This window comes from Psychrobacter sp. TB20-MNA-CIBAN-0197 (assembly GCF_040309765.1).
GTDB classification, from domain to species: Bacteria; Pseudomonadota; Gammaproteobacteria; order Pseudomonadales; family Moraxellaceae; genus Psychrobacter; species Psychrobacter submarinus.
Map to the genome: position 1 here is coordinate 22,044 of NZ_JBEOPC010000009.1, position 15,376 is coordinate 37,419.

The following is a 15,376-nucleotide window of genomic DNA, read 5'->3' on the forward strand; positions in this document are numbered from 1 at the left end:
AATACGACGATAGCCCCTAAGATCTAACAGCAATAGACAAATTCACAATACCAGTAACCGGTACGCCATTTTGTATAAATGGGTTTAATTTACTACGTCCAAGTCGACGTTTGGCATCTCGAATTATCCGGCGGTCATTTGAACCCGTAACTGTGATATTGCTGATATTACCTTGCTTGTCGACTCTAAACCTTAGGTTTAAGGTGAGTGCCTCATGAGTTAAACCCTCAAAATTAGGCTCTCTCGCCCATGATGCATCACTACCGCTAAAACTTACGGGCTCACTATTTGCCGCTGCAGCTTCAGCTTTTGCTTGAGCCGCTTTCTGCGCTGCACGTGCACGTTCTGCAGCGGCTTCCCTAGCCTTTTCCGCTTGCGCTAAACGCTCATTTTCAGCTTGCTGTCTAGCCAATGCTTGTTGTCTGGCTATTTCTTGCTGTTTTGCCAATTCTTGTGCGTTTATTCGTTCTTGTTCTTGCTTTCTGGCGTTTTCTTGGGCTTGTCGCTCTGCTTGTTTTTGCGCGTTTATTATCGCCTGCTGCTGTTTTTCTGCTAGCGCTTGCTCTGCTGCTTTTTTGGCTTGTACTTCTTGCTGGGTTTGCTGCGTCTTAACTGGTGGTTTAGGTTCAGGCTTAGGCTTTATGTCGGGTTTGGTTTTAGGCTCAGGCTTAGCTTTAGGTTTTGGTTCAACTTTAGGCTCAGGTTTAACCTGCGGTTCAGGTTTAGATTGCGGTTCAGGTTCAGGTTTAGGTTGCGGCGCTACAGTAGCTACCGGCTTAGGCTTTGACTCAATGACTGGTTCCGGTGTTGGCTGAACTTCTACAACTTCAGGCTTTTTGATAATCGGTGTAATCATTTCGATTTCTAAGGGCGACACCTCGTTAGGCTCAGCGATAGTCACATCTGGTGTTTTGACATTCGCAAGTGCCCAACCTGTGATAGCGTGCAGCGCGATGACAGCGATAAATGTCCCGGTATAAAGGCTTGGAAAACTTTTTTTATTCGTTCTTTCAGTCATAACGATCTATCAAATTGTATTTGAGTGATTCATCTTATACGTTATAAGTCATTTGAGACTTATGGATATTGATGACATTAAGATGAGAGTTTTGCGAGCAATCAGTGCAACACAGGCCATCGGGCTGCTACGTCAGCAGCGCCTTTTAATATCATATTTATATGTTCAGTTATAAATGCAACGTCACTAAAGCTGTATTATAAATGATAATAATTATTATTACCATAATCAATTCGGTGTTAATTTGGTGTTATGGCAAATTCACTAAAAAATAAATCTAGTGCTACTAATAGTCCTACTAAGGTGACTAATATAGCAAGCCATGACTCTCAATATAAATCGACGACACTTAACAATAGCTAATGAGCGAGCGTACTTATCTTTACACGGTGAAATAGCGTTTTCAAAACTGACGGCTCTTAGGTACACTGACGGTTGGACAATTAAAAATTAGAGTGGTAATGAAAGCAATAATAATAACCGTAAGCTGTCTAGCAGTTACGCTGACAGCGTGCGCTAAAGACAGTGTTACAGAGAATACTGAATCGTCTCAAACGCTACGTATCGCTGCTGCTGCCAACTTATCGGACGTCTTGCCGAAAGTCGTCGAAGGCTATAAAACCGATAATAATCAACCGAACCAAGAAATTGAGATCACTTACGCCTCATCAGGTAAGCTATATGCGCAAATCACCTCAGGCGCGCCATACGATTTATTTTTATCTGCGAATCAGGCGTTTCCGGCCAAGCTTGCCGCACAGACACTAACGACTGATCAGGCGAACAGTCAAAAAGACGCTCAGCCCTTCACTTATACTCAAGGTCAACTGGCGCTGTATAGCGTTATTCATCCGCTAAGCGAGCTCAAGCCGGCGGCTTTAAATGCATTATTGATGGCGAAATCTACTAAAGTGACTATTGCCAACCCGCAGCTCGCGCCTTATGGTAATTCCGCCAAAGCTTATCTACAAGCCCAAAATAGTTATGAGACTATGGTAACCCAAAAACGTCTCATACAAGCTGAAAACATCGGCCAAGCTTTTCAATATACGCATACCGGTAGTGTCGATTATGGCTTTGTTGCGCTGGCACAGCTGCTAGCTATCAAAGCAAAGCCTACGCAGTTTGATACCTTAGCACCGAATTCTTATCCGTCGATATTACAAGACGGTATAGTGCTCAGTGAGCGACCTAGCGCTGCTGGATTTTCAGAGTATCTACGCTCTGAGGCTGGGCAACAGTACTTTGCTGATGCCGGCTATCTACCGGTTCAGTAATTAATCTTGCTATCGACTAAGCCAGCAATATTTTTAACGATTTTCATCTGCTCTTTTGACATTATCAGGACTGGCGGCATAAATCGTATCTAACTCTGCTGTTGTCAGGTAGCGCTCAGCAATAGGAAACAAGTCACGCTCTTCAAAACGAATATGGTCGTATAACAAAGTGGCGAGCGCTTTGACTTGGGCGGCGCTGATAGGATGGCTTTGAGAGTTTGCAGAGTCTTGGGCTTGGCTCACGAGAGCCTGCAGAGACTTATGTTGCTCATTGAGCGTGGTAAGCGCGGAAGCGACTTCGGGTTTACTAATACTATAAGGCAATAGCGCCGTCGCGATCAGATGATCTTCAATCGCAAAGTGACTTTGCAAATCATCAATATATGAAGTGAGCTTGTGCCAGTGCTTACTGATATCTTCAGGATTATCAGAGCACTCTTTGGCATGGCGAGAGATGTTGAGACCTAAGTGATGTTGGCGAGATAAAGGCTGTAGTTGCGCGGCGCGTTTCATAGTGAGTCCTTGTCGTGATGTCTTTTTAATAGCCAACCCTCATTGATTGATATTATCTCTTAGTGCTACTAACTCTGATTGAGACTATCTCTAAACTGCAGATAAGCTGTCGTCACCGCCTCAGCATCTTCAAGCTGCGGATAATGACCCAACTGTGTCAGCTCAGTGACATTGACATCATTAGCATTACTGGCATTAGATATTAATTGCCGATAGCGCTGAGCCATGTGCTGGCCTGAGATAGGGTCTTTGCTACCGTTAATAAGCTTGACCGGAACATTACTTTCGATAATGGCTTCAACCCACCTCTCACGGTGCTGCTGACGCTGCGGTATATAGTCAATGAGCTTATGCATCACCGCAAGACCGTTATTATGATTGAGCAGCTGCCATAAGCTATCGACAACCTCAGGAGTCGGCGGCGTATTGGGTCCAAAGATGCGCCGTAGATTGTCTGCAAATTTGCGTTTAGTGATAAGCTTGGACACTAATGGCCCTAAAGGCGAGAGTAGTAATTTTTGGATTAACACCGGCTTATGGGTTTCTGGGAACAGACCACCATTTAATAAACACACACTAGCGATACGCTGTTTTGCGCTACCCTCACGCTGTCTGGCGAGCAGCTCTTGCGCTACTGTATCGCCATAGTCGTGAGCTAATATGTGATAGTCCGTGATATTAGGGCGTGTTGAACATTCGACCTTGGCACTGACAGAGACTATTTTTTAGGCGATTTGCAGATAAAAATGGTAAGTTTAGTCGTTCTAAGCGTCTATTTTTATCAATAAAGCGGCAAAAAATAGTCCTGTCCCTATTGTTGTAGTAAGGGCTGATGCTAAAATCGCCCTAGTCGTTGCGAAAATCTAGCCAATGCAATAAGCATTACCTGCAATTTTCACTTAGACTAGAACTATTTTAGCGATCAGCAGTGCGCATTTGTGAATGTTCAACACGCCCTAAGTTTATGCAAATAATACTCAAAAATATCCGCTTGCTCCGTTATCAAGTAGCGCGCGTCTTTAGGCTTGGCCGAAAACCCAAACCCTAGCATATCAAGCGTAATCACATAGTAGCGCTGGGTCAGCGCCTGCCACATGCCCTCCCAGTCCCAGCTGGCGCTCGGATAGCCATGGATGAGCACAAGCGCTGGCACACTTTTATTACCGCCCGTGCGAGTAAAAATTTGCTGCCCATTGATCGACTCAAGCTCTCCTTGTTGTCGCCACTGCGCCAAAGTAATCATAACTACTCCGCAAATGAGGGATCGGTACGGCGTAGTTTGCGGAGTAGTGCTGGCCAAGCGATATCACCACCTGCGCCTCTCGTCACCTCTTTTGAAGCCGCTTGAATACCGGCTAATATCTGCGGCGGTATATGAGTCAGATTACCACCGCCGCTTTGCGCTTTGATTTGCACCTCGCAAGCTCTTTGCATGATATACATAAATAAAAAAGCATCCGCGACCGTGCTGGCGCAAGTAAGCAAGCCATGATTACGTAGAATCATGAAATTCGCGTCGCCTAAGTCTGCGACCAGACGTACTTTTTCATCAGGGTTTAGCGCCACCCCTTCATAGTCATGATAGGCCAGGTTCGATAGCGGAAAGAGCGACTGCTGTGATAAAGGCAGCAAGCCCTCGGTTTGAGCTGACACTGCCACGCCGTCGCTAGTGTGTAAGTGCAGCACACAATGTGCATCGTCACGGGCGTTGTGTACGGCGCTATGAATAGTAAAACCGGCGGGATTGATATCGTACTTCGATGGCGCAACTTTTTCGCCGGCCTGATTGACTTTTACCAAGTTTGAAGCGGTAATCTCTTCAAAAAATAAGCCATAAGGATTAATCAGAAACTCATCTTCTGTATCGGGCACGCGCGCTGAGATATGGGTAAAGACCAAATCATCCCAGCCATACATGGCGATTAATCGGTAGCAAGCGGCCAAATCAACGCGCATCTGCCATTCTGCGGCGCTGACGTTGTCTTTTACAGTCGCAGCTGAGTTATTTAGATCGTTTGTCATGTCATTTTGCATGGTGTCATCCTTTACTGTGTTCGCTCTTTAGAAATAAGCGCTGTTGTCCGTTACTTCATTCTAAACACTTTTATTGGCTTAAAGCTATCCCTAAAAATGAGCAGTCATCATCCTTTGCTGCCTGACATAATATTGCGCTTGGTCAGTTTTAGCGTACTGCCGCCCTTTGTAACCGCCAGTCACGCTAGCCTAACTACGCTCGGCCGAATTTCTGCTAAAATTGTGTCGTAATGTTACCGCCGTAAATAACAGCTACCATAATAGCCAAATCAAAAAATAACGGAATAAAAGCAGTTCAATTAAGATAGCTCAATAAGCAGCAACAACAATAGGAAAGGTTTGCTATGCGACTACACTCACTTTTTCAAAAAATGCATGAACGTACGCCAAAGCTTGGTAAAGCGGTATCATTAGCGACAGCGACAGGGGTTATCGTTGGTAATAGTTTCGCCGGTAGTATTCCTATCTGGCTAATGGGCGCCACCAAAATCATTACCGGAGCTGACATCGCTGACAAAACCGTGATAAAAATCGCCAACTACTGGATTAATAGTAACAATACTTTGATCGATACCATCTTACCCAAAAAGGACTGGCGCATTAGCCTACCTGATGATATCGATGTCCAAGGCAAATATTTACTGGTGAGCAACCATCAATCATGGGTCGATACCAGCATTGTGCAATACATTAGTCGCGATCGTCTGCCTTTGACGCGGTTTTTTACTAAGTTTGAGCTGATATATATCCCTATCGTCGGTCAGACCTTCTACTTTTTAGATTTCCCGATGATGCGTCGCCACTCTAAGCAAGCCGTGACCAAAAACCCAGCACTGGCAGGTAAAGATATCATTGAGGCTAAACGTGCTTGCGCGCTATTAAAAGATAAGCCTTTTACTTTGCTCAACTATTTAGAAGGTACGCGCTTCACCCCAAAAAAGCGTGATACTCAGCAATCACCTTACACGCATTTGCTTAAACCAAGAGCCGGAGGTCTGGCGCTAGCGATCAACGCTTTGGGCGATGAGATCGATGGTATCTTAGATATGACCATCGTCTACCCTGATGGCGTGCCCACTTATGGTGAGCTTTGGCAAGGGAAAATCAAGCGCTTGGGAGTCGATGTCCGGCATATCGAAATCCCTGACGAGCTATTTGCAAGTCTACAAGATGGCGGTTATGAGAACGACTCTGCTACCAAAGAGCAGATGTTTGCGTGGGTTGAGCATCTGTGGCGTCAAAAGGACGAGCGCATCACGTCGATGTTGGCTGAGTTTGAAGAGTAAATAAGCTACATATAATAAAGAACTGCCAATTATCATAAAATATTTTTAGAATGGTGAGAGTGACGTATACTAAGTAAGACGTCATAGCAACGGTACTGACGGATATGTACTACTAACGATGATAAGGATATGCAAATGTTAGGAAAAATGATGCATCAACCGCTACTGATCAGTAGCTTAATTGAGCATGCTGCTCGCTATCATGGCGATACTGCCGTCTACTCAAAAGAAGTCGATGGCACGATGACCCAAAGCGATTGGGCGAGCATCTCAGACAACTCAAAGCGGCTGGCTAATGCCCTACAAACGCTAGGTCTTAAGTCCTCAGATCGCATCGCGACTCTGGCCTGGAACAACCGCCGCCACTTAGAGGCTTGGTACGCCATCTCCGGCAGCGGTATGATCTGCCACACGATCAACCCGCGTCTCTTCCCCGAGCAGCTCGCTTACATCGTTAACGACGCTGACGATCAGGTGCTGTTCTTTGATATCACTTTTTTGCCGCTCATCGCCGCTATCAAAGATCATATCAAAGGCATCAAGCATTTTATCTTGTTGGGCGAGCGCAACGAGGCAGTGCTAGAGCACTTCCCAGATGCGCTATTCTTCGATGAACTCATCAATGAGCAAGAGTCTGAATTCGACTGGCCAGAGCTTGATGAAACCACTGCTAGCTCGCTATGCTACACTTCAGGCACTACGGGTAATCCTAAAGGCATACTCTACTCCCATCGCTCCTCAGTGCTACACGCTATCGCACTGTGTATGCCGGATGTCTCATCGCTATCCGCGCAAGATGTGCTACTGCCCGTCGTACCGATGTTCCATGTCAACGCTTGGGGCACGCCATACGCCGCGGCGATCGTCGGCTGCTCTTTGATCTTGCCAGGACCCAACCTCGATGGTGACAGCCTGGTCTCAGTGATTGATGATTATAAGGTGACCATTGCGCTAGGCGTGCCGACCATTTGGCAGGGCTTATTGAACGCGGCGAAAAAGAATGGTAGCAAACTTGAGAGCATGACGCGGACTATCGTTGGCGGCGCTGCTTGTCCGCCCTCCGTGATCAAGACTTTCCGTGAAGACTTCAACTGTGATGCGATACATGGTTGGGGCATGACCGAGACCAGCCCGCTTGGTACTATGAATCAAATCAAAGCCAAGCACAAATCTTTGAGTAAAGAGGAGATCAACGAGCTGCGCAAATCACAAGGGCGTCCGCCTTATGGCGTTGAGCTGCGCTTGATGGATACTGAAAACCCAGAGCAAAGAGTTGCTGAGGATGGCGAGTCGCAAGGTCGCTTGCAGATTCGCGGACACTGGATCATCGATGACTACTTCACTCATAGACCAGACGCTATCACTGACGATGGCTGGTTTGATACGGGTGATATCGCTACCATCGACGCTGATGGCTATATGAATATTCGTGACCGATCCAAGGATCTGATCAAGTCAGGCGGTGAATGGATATCATCAGTGGAGCTTGAAAACATCGCCGCCGGTCATCCTGAGGTAAAAATGGCCGCCGCTATTGCCGCAAAGCATGAACAGTGGGGTGAGCGTCCGGTATTGATAGTGGTAAAAGAGGATGGCTCAGAGGTAACCGAGGCACAGATATTGGAGTTTTATCAAGACAAAGTCGCCAGTTGGCAAATTCCTGACAAAGTCGTGTTTGTCGATAACATCGTGTTAAATGGCGCAGGCAAGATGGTAAAAACTGACTTGCGCGATGAGCATGGTGATGTGCTGCTAAATTCGTAGGTTAGACTATAGAGTCCGCGTCACAAAAAAGCCTGCTACTACGCAGGCTTTTCTTATATGAGTATCAAATGACTATTACTATACCATCTAATCAGGACAGCTCGCGTAAGTGCAGCCACAGCCGCGTATCTAGCTCAACTTGATGATAGTCTGGCTGCATATGATGGCACAGCTGATAAAACGCTTTACTATGATCTTTTTCTTTAAAATGTGCGAGCTCATGAACCACTATCATCCGCAGAAATTCGAGCGGCGCGTCTTTAAAGACACTCGCTACGGTGATGCTGTTGTGCGACTTGAGCTTACTGCCCTGCACTCGCGACTGATAAGTATGCATGCCTAGCGCTTGTTTTAGCGTGCTAAGCTTACTGTCGTACTTCACTTGCGATAACGGAGCGCTTTTACGCATGTAGTCGTTTTTTATCTCATTGACATATTGGTACAGCGCTTTGTCGCTTTGAATTTGGTGCACGTTTGGATATTTATTATTCAGGTACTCGCCAAGCTGACCACGACTGATAAGCTTGGCCACTTGTGTTTGAATAGACTCAGGATAATGGGCGATGTATTTAAGGGTAGTCATACATAATGCTCATAAGGTTTATTTTATACTGTATCAAATATTCTAAGATAGAGCCTGACATGCTTTGACAAAGTCCTCAGGCGTATTAAAATTCGTTAAATACTGCCACTGCGGATCAAAAGCGACTTTTTGGCAAATCGGCTCTATAAAACGCATGACACGGCGTTGATCGCTATCGAGATAAGCGCGCAGTTCAGGCTCGATAGCGAGCTGATACAAGCCTAATAACGGATATAAATGGCTATCATCGCTTAGGCAAACGACTGCTCTAGCGTATAGGCTGCGGTTGGTAGCAGCGCTTAGATGTTGCCAAAGCTCGGTGGCTTTAATTAAGCTATCACAGCTGATAACCAGTAAGTAATCAGTTAGGCTATTTTTAGAACTAGCATCCTTAACGAATGAAATGCACGTTTGCAGCGCTGATTCAATGGCGGCTAATGCGCCGCCTGTGTTTTTGTACTTATCATCAGTCTTGCTATTATCTGCTTTTTTATCATTTTGACCATAGTCCTTGATATGAAAAATAGGCGCTTCGGAGCGAGCCGCTAACGCTTCATCTACCTTAAACCCATGCTCATTATCAGCAATCATAATCGGCACGTTTAGCGGCGTTGCATGTCTGACATGATAGTTCAGTAACGTCTCACCACCGGGCAGCTTGAGCTTGGCTTTGGGCGTACCCATACGCTTAGAGTTGCCGCCTGCTAAAATGACCACTCCGGCTAATCTCATATGTTTTATGACCACGGAAATGGCTGCACGGTTACGCTCTCACCTGCCGCTAAGTTGCCGTTATCTTTTGCCAAAACAATCAAACAATTGGCTTGGCTTAACTGCTTGATACGGTGCGATTGCTGTTTGCTAAAGGCTTTTACGGTAAAACTGCCATCACTGTTTTGCGCTAATACGCCGCGCTGAAAGTCTTTGCGTCCAGCTAACTTACGCACGTCATTGTCTAGTGTCGCCTGTACTGTCCTTACCATCGGCATATCATCGGCACTGACGCTAGATAAACGCCACAAAGACGGTATTACTAGCTGTAGCGTACCTACCAGAGTGGATAATGGGTTGCCCGGTAGCCCAAAAAACAAGACAGGCTTGGCAAGCTTATTATCGCTATCGCCTAATAGCTCACCAAAGACAAAAGGCTTGCCCGGTTTCATCGCGACTTTATAGTGATTGATTTTGCCTAATTGCTCGATAACCGTCGTCAAAAAATCATAGTCACCGACCGACACGCCTGCGCTAGAGAGGAGCACATCGCATTCGTTCATAGCGGTAGTGACAGTCGCGACAGTCTGCTCTAAATTATCAGGAATAATACCGTAGTCTTCGATAGTTACTGGCAATCCTGCTAATAAGGTTTTAAGCGTTGGCGTATTGGAGTTATAGATTTGCGCTAGGCTCTGTAGCGGCTGACCGACAGCGACTAGCTCATCGCCTGTCGCCATGACGCCTACCTTTAACGGCTGATAAACTTTGACTTTTGCCACTCCAAGATTGGCCAGTAAGCTAATGTCGGCAGGATTAAGACGCTTGCCTTTTTGTAGTACCACCTCGCCCTCTGCAATCTCCTCGCCTTGCTTACGAATATTATCATCGGCTTTCGCGGCTTGCGTCAGCGTTATATGATAAGGCTGAGACTTATCGATGGATTCGCGTATCTCAGCAAAGTTGGTATTCTCTTGCATGATGACCGTATCGCTATCGTCTGGCACCACAGCACCGGTAAAGATACGAACCCCTTGTCCCGCAGTGAGCTTACCCGTATAAGGACTTCCCGCTTGCGATTCGCCCACGATTTCGATACTAGTGTCTGCATCAAGCGCGCTACCCGCTGCGATACTGTAGCCATCCATCGCAGAGACGTTTTGTCTGGGTATATTGAATGGCGAGCTAATATCCTCCGCCAAAATATGATTTTGGCACTCAAGCAAATCGATCGTTTGCACCCTGCGTTTGGTTACAGGAAAGTCCGTTTGATTATAGCGCTCAATACGCTCAGTGATCGCTTGTTGCAGCGCTTCTAAGGTAATCATAAGATGGGTACTCACTTATAAATATGTATACGCGTCATTATAGTCGTTAACTGCCAAAACAAAGAAATCTTTAATAAAAATAGCTTTTAAAAAAAACAATCTCACATAGCTCTAATATCTTGAATAATAAGTCACTCTGTCAGCACGCAAAAACCCTGCAAGCCCTAAGCCATAACGTTCAGCCACTCGCACTGCGGTACTAGTCGGCGCGGACATCCCCACTAGCCAAGGCAGCTGCATCCTTACGGCTTTTTGCACCAGCTCAATCGATAAGCGTGAGGTCATCACCACGCAATCAACCTCTGCCTTTTGTCGTAATTGCCAACCGATCAATTTATCTAATGCATTGTGCCGACCCACATCTTCGAACAGATATAACTTATCTTTGTATAAAGTCGCCGCCGCATGTACCGCCCCTGTCAGCTGATGGGTGTGCTGCGTAGCATCGATTTGCGCTCTAATATTTAGTAGATACTCTAAACGAGGTTTGGCAGTTAACTGAGGGCTGTTATCGGCATAATCACTAAGATCCGGCAAAGCTTGACTCAATCCTGTGATACCGCACATACCGCAGCCTGTACGCCCTGCCAGCTGCCGCTTTTGCGCTTGAATGCGCTGATGACAACGCTGGCTCAGTACCAGCTCGACCAGATAGGTATCGTAATCTAATAAGTGCGCAAAACTAGAGTGGTCAGTAGAGTTATCAGCATCATCGACTCCCACAGCATCTTGGTTAAAAGCCGTCAACTTAGCGTCATCGCTTAGGTGCGTCACTTCCCAATCGAGCAAATCACGACTTTGCTCAATCAGCCCCTCGCTATACAAAAACCCAAGCGCCAAATACTCAAGCTGATTGGGGCTCGCCATCAACACTGCATAATGAATGCCGTTGATAACGATAGCGACCGCCGCCTCTACCGCAAGACTCGCTGGCTGGTTGTCGATAGCAACCGGCTTTGCACGCTTATTCTCAGACGGTGTTAGATTCGGAGCGTTCTTTAGGGCATAGTGATGTTTTTGCGTAAGATGGCTGCGTGCTAGCGGTACTGCAGATGTTGAAGCAGTGTCTTGCTCTGCCTGTTTGTAAGTCATGTTAGTGCTATCTTTAGCCATCATTAGTTAGCGAACTCATTTATCATTTAATATTAAAAATGGTGGGTTATACTAAGACAACCCACCTTATCATTACCACCGGACAAACCGTTAAGCCGAGACAGCGTGACCCTTGGCAACAGAGTCTTGGCTGACTTGCTCGGTACTGACTCGCTCTACTATCACCGTTGAGGACTTATAAGCGGGTATGTGCGAGCTTGGCGCATGCGTATCTAAATCTAATAAGTCATTACACTCAGGATAATACGCGGCTACTGCATTGGCAGCGATGTCCATCTCGGTCAATACTAGCGGCCCTAACGTACGCATTTGCTCATGGCTATCTTGGCGAGAAATAGTAACTTTATCGCCTTTTTGCCAGCCCAAACGGCTGATCTCATCTGGATGCATAAACAGCACATCGCGGCGCTCGGTTTGACGATAGCGATCTTGGTGACCAAATATCATGGTATTGAACTGATCGTGACTGCGCACGCTAGTGAGCTGCCAGACTTTTTGTAAGTCATTAGCTGCCGCATTCTCATCCAAGCTATGATCTATCTCAGCTTGCAAGTCCTCAGACGCCTCTGCCATCTGCCGAGCGACAAAGGTAATCGGATACTTAGGTACTTCAAACTGTGCTTTGCCACTATCGGTATTCCAGACCCGATGACGCGCTGGATGATACAGATGGAAGCCGCGATCCGCCTCGCGCACACGGTGATTGAAGTCCTCAAAACCATCGATGGCTTGCGCCACATAATCACGAATAATATCGAAGTCTTGGCTCATTGCTTGCCAAGGAATATCGCTATCACCTAATACATACGCCGCTAAGTCCGCGATGATCTGCACCTCTGACTTAATGTCTTTGCTGATAGGTTTGAGGTTACCTTGCGAGCGTGAAACCTGACACATAGAGTCTTCGGTAGTGGCAAACTGCTCGCCTTTTTTGGTAATAATCTTCTCAGTACGGCTAATACACGGCAAGATAATATTGTTCGCGCCTGGATAGAGCATAGTGCCATTGAGCTTAGTACCGACAAAGACATTGAGCTGGGTCGTTATGAGCGCTTGCTGAATAGCGCTCATATCAGGAGCGGCGACTGCATAGTTACCGCCCATACTGACAAAGGCTTTGAGCTTACCTTCGATTAGTGCTTTAGCGCCACCGACGACATCGAAGCCATCCTCGCGCGGCATTTCACGCTCAAAGACACGCTCTAAGCTATCGAGCAGCTCTTGCTTAGGACGCTCATGCACGCCCATAGTGCGATCGCCTTGCACATTTGAATGTCCGCGTACCGGAGAAGCGCCCGCCCCATCGACACCGATCATACCCATCATCAGCAGTAGGTTAGTAATCATCGCTACGTTATCATCGCCTTGCACATGCTGGGTGATACCCATGCCCCAAGTACAGATGGTCTTAGGGCTAGCGGCGACTTGCTTGGCTAGCGCGACAATCTGCGCTTGCTCGATACCGCAGCCAAGCTCAATATCCGCCCAAGTTTGCTTATCAAGCCACTGCTGCAAAGGCTCATACCCTGAGGTATGCTCGGCGATAAAGCGCTCATCAATTTTATCATTATCAATCAGCCACTTGGCTAATCCTGTCAATAGAGCAGCATCGCCGCCGATTTGGATTTGTACCACATCATCGACCATAGCATCGCTTTGGCCAGCGGCCATATGGCTCGGCTTTTGCGGATTTCTAAAGGCGCTTAGGCCCTGCTCGCGCATTGGGTTGACGGAGATAATCTTGCAGCCTTGTTTGTGCGCGTGAGCGAGCATCTCAAGCATACGCGGGTGGTTCGTTGCTGGATTTTGTCCGAACATAATGATCAGTTTGGCTTGCTCGAAGTCCTCTAGCATCACCGTTGCTTTACCGACGCCTAGCTGCTTACCGAGCATGATTGAGGTCGGTTCGTGACACATATTGGAACAATCAGGTAGATTGTTAGTGCCATAGCAGCGCACAAAGAGCTGGTATAAGAAGGCCGGCTCATTGGTGACGCGGCCTGAGGTATAAAACAGCGCTTCATCTGGTGAGGTAAGTTTATTGAGCTCATCAGCGATGATTTGATACGCATCATCCCAAGCGATAGGCAGATATTTGTCTTGTTTGGCATCATAGCGCATCGGCTCAGATAGGCGGCCGCTATGCTCAAGCTCGTAGCCGCTCCAGCCTTGTAGCTCTTTCACCTTATGGCGAGCAAAAAACTGAGCATCGGCTTTCACGGACATGGTTTCGCTAGCGAGTGCTTTAATCCCTGTTTCGCAGACGTCAAAGGTCTTATGCGACTTATGATCCGGCCAAGCACAGCCTGGACAATCAAAACCGCCATTTGGCTGATTGCTTTGTAATACGCTCAGGCTACCACGCAAGAACGACTTATAATCCATAAGTTTGCGCGTAGAAGCCACTAACGCCGGCCAGCCTGCCGCAGGATGGGAATAAATAGGAATTTTTCGCATAGCAAACCTCGCGCACAAATGGGTGAAAAACCGATAGTGATGACTTTATCTTAGCACTACTTTTACGCAAATAAACGCGCCTATAATAAAAAGTAGCAAAACTCCTTAAACCAGCACCAAATGAGTCATATTAATCCTGCATAATCTTATACTTAAATCTGCATCGGTTGTTATGCGTATATGCGTAATTGTTGTTTATCCATTATAAAAACACCATGAGAACAGCATAAAACTAGCTATAAAAGCAGCTATAAATATTGACTGTCATTCGCTCTTTACAAGGGTGCCGATTCTCATCAGCGCTCTTAATTTTTATCAATTCTCTTAACTAGGAAGCTCTTATTGGGCTTGCCTATCTGTATGACCGATGCTTGTATCCCGTCCACCTTTCTACTCTACTTTTATAAAGACACTGGGCATATAAGACACTGAGTAACATCTTTTTATCACTCTATTTCTATTTTTATCACCCTATTTAAGTAAGGACGTACCATGATAGCTATTAAGCGTTCACGCTTAGCAGTAGTAACCGCAAGTCTTAGTGCCATCTTAGCACTTAGCGCTTGCGGGCCGGCCAATGACGACGCTGCCCCTACTCCCAAAGACGCTGCAGCCGCGTCAGATCTACATGACCAGCATCATATAAACGACAAAGACTTAGCTGGGGCTGATGATGCAGCGCATAGTGAATCGAGCACGGCTATGTATCAGGCCTATAATGACTCTATGACTAAGATGCACAGTGAGATGATGTTGGGCATGGGCTACAACGACCCTGATTCAGCTTTTACTCAAGGAATGTTAGGCCATCATCTCGGTGCCGTTGATATGGCTAATATTCAGCTCAAATACGGTAAAGACCCGGAGATGCTCCAACTGGCGCAAAAGATCATCGACGCACAAGAAGTCGAGATCGAACAGATGCAAAACTGGCTAAATAGCCATCCTGATGTCGCCGCCCCCATGGCTGACACTGGCGCTATGCAGCAAGCTTATGCCACTGGTATGAATGATATGCATGGTGAGATGACGCTTGGTATTACCGACCCTAATCCCGATATGGCCTTTGCGCGCGGTATGCTCCCCCACCATAGAGGCGCGGTAGATATGGCTGAGGTGCAGCTTGAGTATGGAAAAGATCCGGAGATGCTGCAATTGGCGCAAGAGATTATTGCCGCTCAGCAGCCGGAGATTGAGCAGATGCAAAACTGGATCAAAGCTAACGGCGGTGTAGAGTCTAACGCTCAATAGCGCCTTAGGCGGTCACAGCCAAAGAGCCAAACAAGGTTATC

14 protein-coding genes are annotated in these 15,376 nt (G+C 46.7%); 4 read left to right on the plus strand and 10 right to left on the minus strand.

Annotated elements, in window-relative coordinates; translation table 11 throughout:
• Nucleotides 1-16: 16 nt before the first annotated feature.
• A complete protein-coding gene (locus AAEY83_RS04215) occupies nt 17-1,018 on the minus strand; it encodes an energy transducer TonB (RefSeq protein WP_025645864.1) in 1,002 nt (333 codons plus the stop codon).
• Between the two features lie 461 nt (nt 1,019-1,479).
• On the opposite strand from AAEY83_RS04215, the gene modA reads away from it, so the two are divergent.
• Nucleotides 1,480-2,295, plus strand: a complete 816-nt coding sequence (modA, locus tag AAEY83_RS04220) for a molybdate ABC transporter substrate-binding protein (RefSeq protein ID WP_025645866.1) — start codon at nt 1,480-1,482, stop codon at nt 2,293-2,295.
• A gap of 33 nt (nt 2,296-2,328) precedes the next feature.
• Here modA and AAEY83_RS04225 read toward each other — a convergent pair whose 3' ends face one another.
• The 4 genes from AAEY83_RS04225 to AAEY83_RS04240 form a co-directional block, all read right to left on the minus strand.
• Nucleotides 2,329-2,808: a hemerythrin domain-containing protein gene (locus tag AAEY83_RS04225; protein ID WP_025645868.1), complete on the minus strand. Its 480-nt coding sequence runs from the start codon at nt 2,806-2,808 to the stop codon at nt 2,329-2,331.
• 68 nt (nt 2,809-2,876) lie between these two features.
• Entirely contained in the window at nt 2,877-3,383 is a 507-nt protein-coding gene (locus tag AAEY83_RS04230) for an alpha/beta fold hydrolase (RefSeq protein ID WP_025645870.1), read from the minus strand.
• A 371-nt stretch (nt 3,384-3,754) separates the two neighbouring features.
• Nucleotides 3,755-4,051 carry an alpha/beta fold hydrolase gene (locus AAEY83_RS04235; protein WP_025645872.1) on the minus strand — a complete coding sequence of 99 codons (297 nt, stop codon included), beginning with the start codon at nt 4,049-4,051 and terminating at the stop codon, nt 3,755-3,757.
• Nucleotides 4,052-4,053: 2 nt separating this feature from the next.
• Nucleotides 4,054-4,842, minus strand: coding sequence for a class II aldolase/adducin family protein (locus tag AAEY83_RS04240; protein WP_025645874.1), 789 nt, complete (start codon nt 4,840-4,842; stop codon nt 4,054-4,056).
• Nucleotides 4,843-5,186: 344 nt separating this feature from the next.
• On the opposite strand from AAEY83_RS04240, the gene yihG reads away from it, so the two are divergent.
• Nucleotides 5,187-6,128 carry a 1-acylglycerol-3-phosphate O-acyltransferase, YihG family gene (gene yihG, locus AAEY83_RS04245; protein WP_025645876.1) on the plus strand — a complete coding sequence of 314 codons (942 nt, stop codon included), beginning with the start codon at nt 5,187-5,189 and terminating at the stop codon, nt 6,126-6,128.
• Between the two features lie 135 nt (nt 6,129-6,263).
• On the plus strand, nt 6,264-7,892 hold the full coding sequence (locus AAEY83_RS04250) for a long-chain-fatty-acid--CoA ligase (protein WP_025645878.1): 1,629 nt from the start codon (nt 6,264-6,266) through the stop codon (nt 7,890-7,892).
• 91 nt (nt 7,893-7,983) lie between these two features.
• Here the strand turns inward: AAEY83_RS04250 and AAEY83_RS04255 are convergent, their stop codons facing one another.
• The 5 genes from AAEY83_RS04255 to AAEY83_RS04275 all read right to left on the minus strand — a co-directional run bounded on the left by AAEY83_RS04255 (nt 7,984) and on the right by AAEY83_RS04275 (nt 14,084).
• Complete coding sequence (locus AAEY83_RS04255; RefSeq protein WP_025645880.1) at nt 7,984-8,475, minus strand: M48 metallopeptidase family protein; 492 nt, start codon at nt 8,473-8,475, stop codon at nt 7,984-7,986.
• A gap of 42 nt (nt 8,476-8,517) precedes the next feature.
• On the minus strand, nt 8,518-9,207 hold the full coding sequence (mobA, locus tag AAEY83_RS04260) for a molybdenum cofactor guanylyltransferase (RefSeq protein WP_037059211.1): 690 nt from the start codon (nt 9,205-9,207) through the stop codon (nt 8,518-8,520).
• 5 nt (nt 9,208-9,212) lie between these two features.
• Nucleotides 9,213-10,514 carry a molybdopterin molybdotransferase MoeA gene (locus AAEY83_RS04265; protein WP_025645882.1) on the minus strand — a complete coding sequence of 434 codons (1,302 nt, stop codon included), beginning with the start codon at nt 10,512-10,514 and terminating at the stop codon, nt 9,213-9,215.
• A 111-nt stretch (nt 10,515-10,625) separates the two neighbouring features.
• The gene (locus tag AAEY83_RS04270) at nt 10,626-11,606 is read right to left on the minus strand and encodes a formate dehydrogenase accessory sulfurtransferase FdhD (RefSeq protein WP_025645884.1); all 981 of its coding nucleotides are present in this window, start codon (nt 11,604-11,606) and stop codon (nt 10,626-10,628) included.
• Nucleotides 11,607-11,717: 111 nt separating this feature from the next.
• The gene (locus AAEY83_RS04275; protein ID WP_025645885.1) at nt 11,718-14,084 is read right to left on the minus strand and encodes an FdhF/YdeP family oxidoreductase; all 2,367 of its coding nucleotides are present in this window, start codon (nt 14,082-14,084) and stop codon (nt 11,718-11,720) included.
• Nucleotides 14,085-14,576: 492 nt separating this feature from the next.
• Here AAEY83_RS04275 and copM point away from each other — a divergent pair, with 492 nt between their 5' ends.
• Nucleotides 14,577-15,335, plus strand: a complete 759-nt coding sequence (copM, locus tag AAEY83_RS04280; RefSeq protein WP_025645887.1) for a CopM family metallochaperone — start codon at nt 14,577-14,579, stop codon at nt 15,333-15,335.
• Nucleotides 15,336-15,376: the final 41 nt, after the last annotated feature.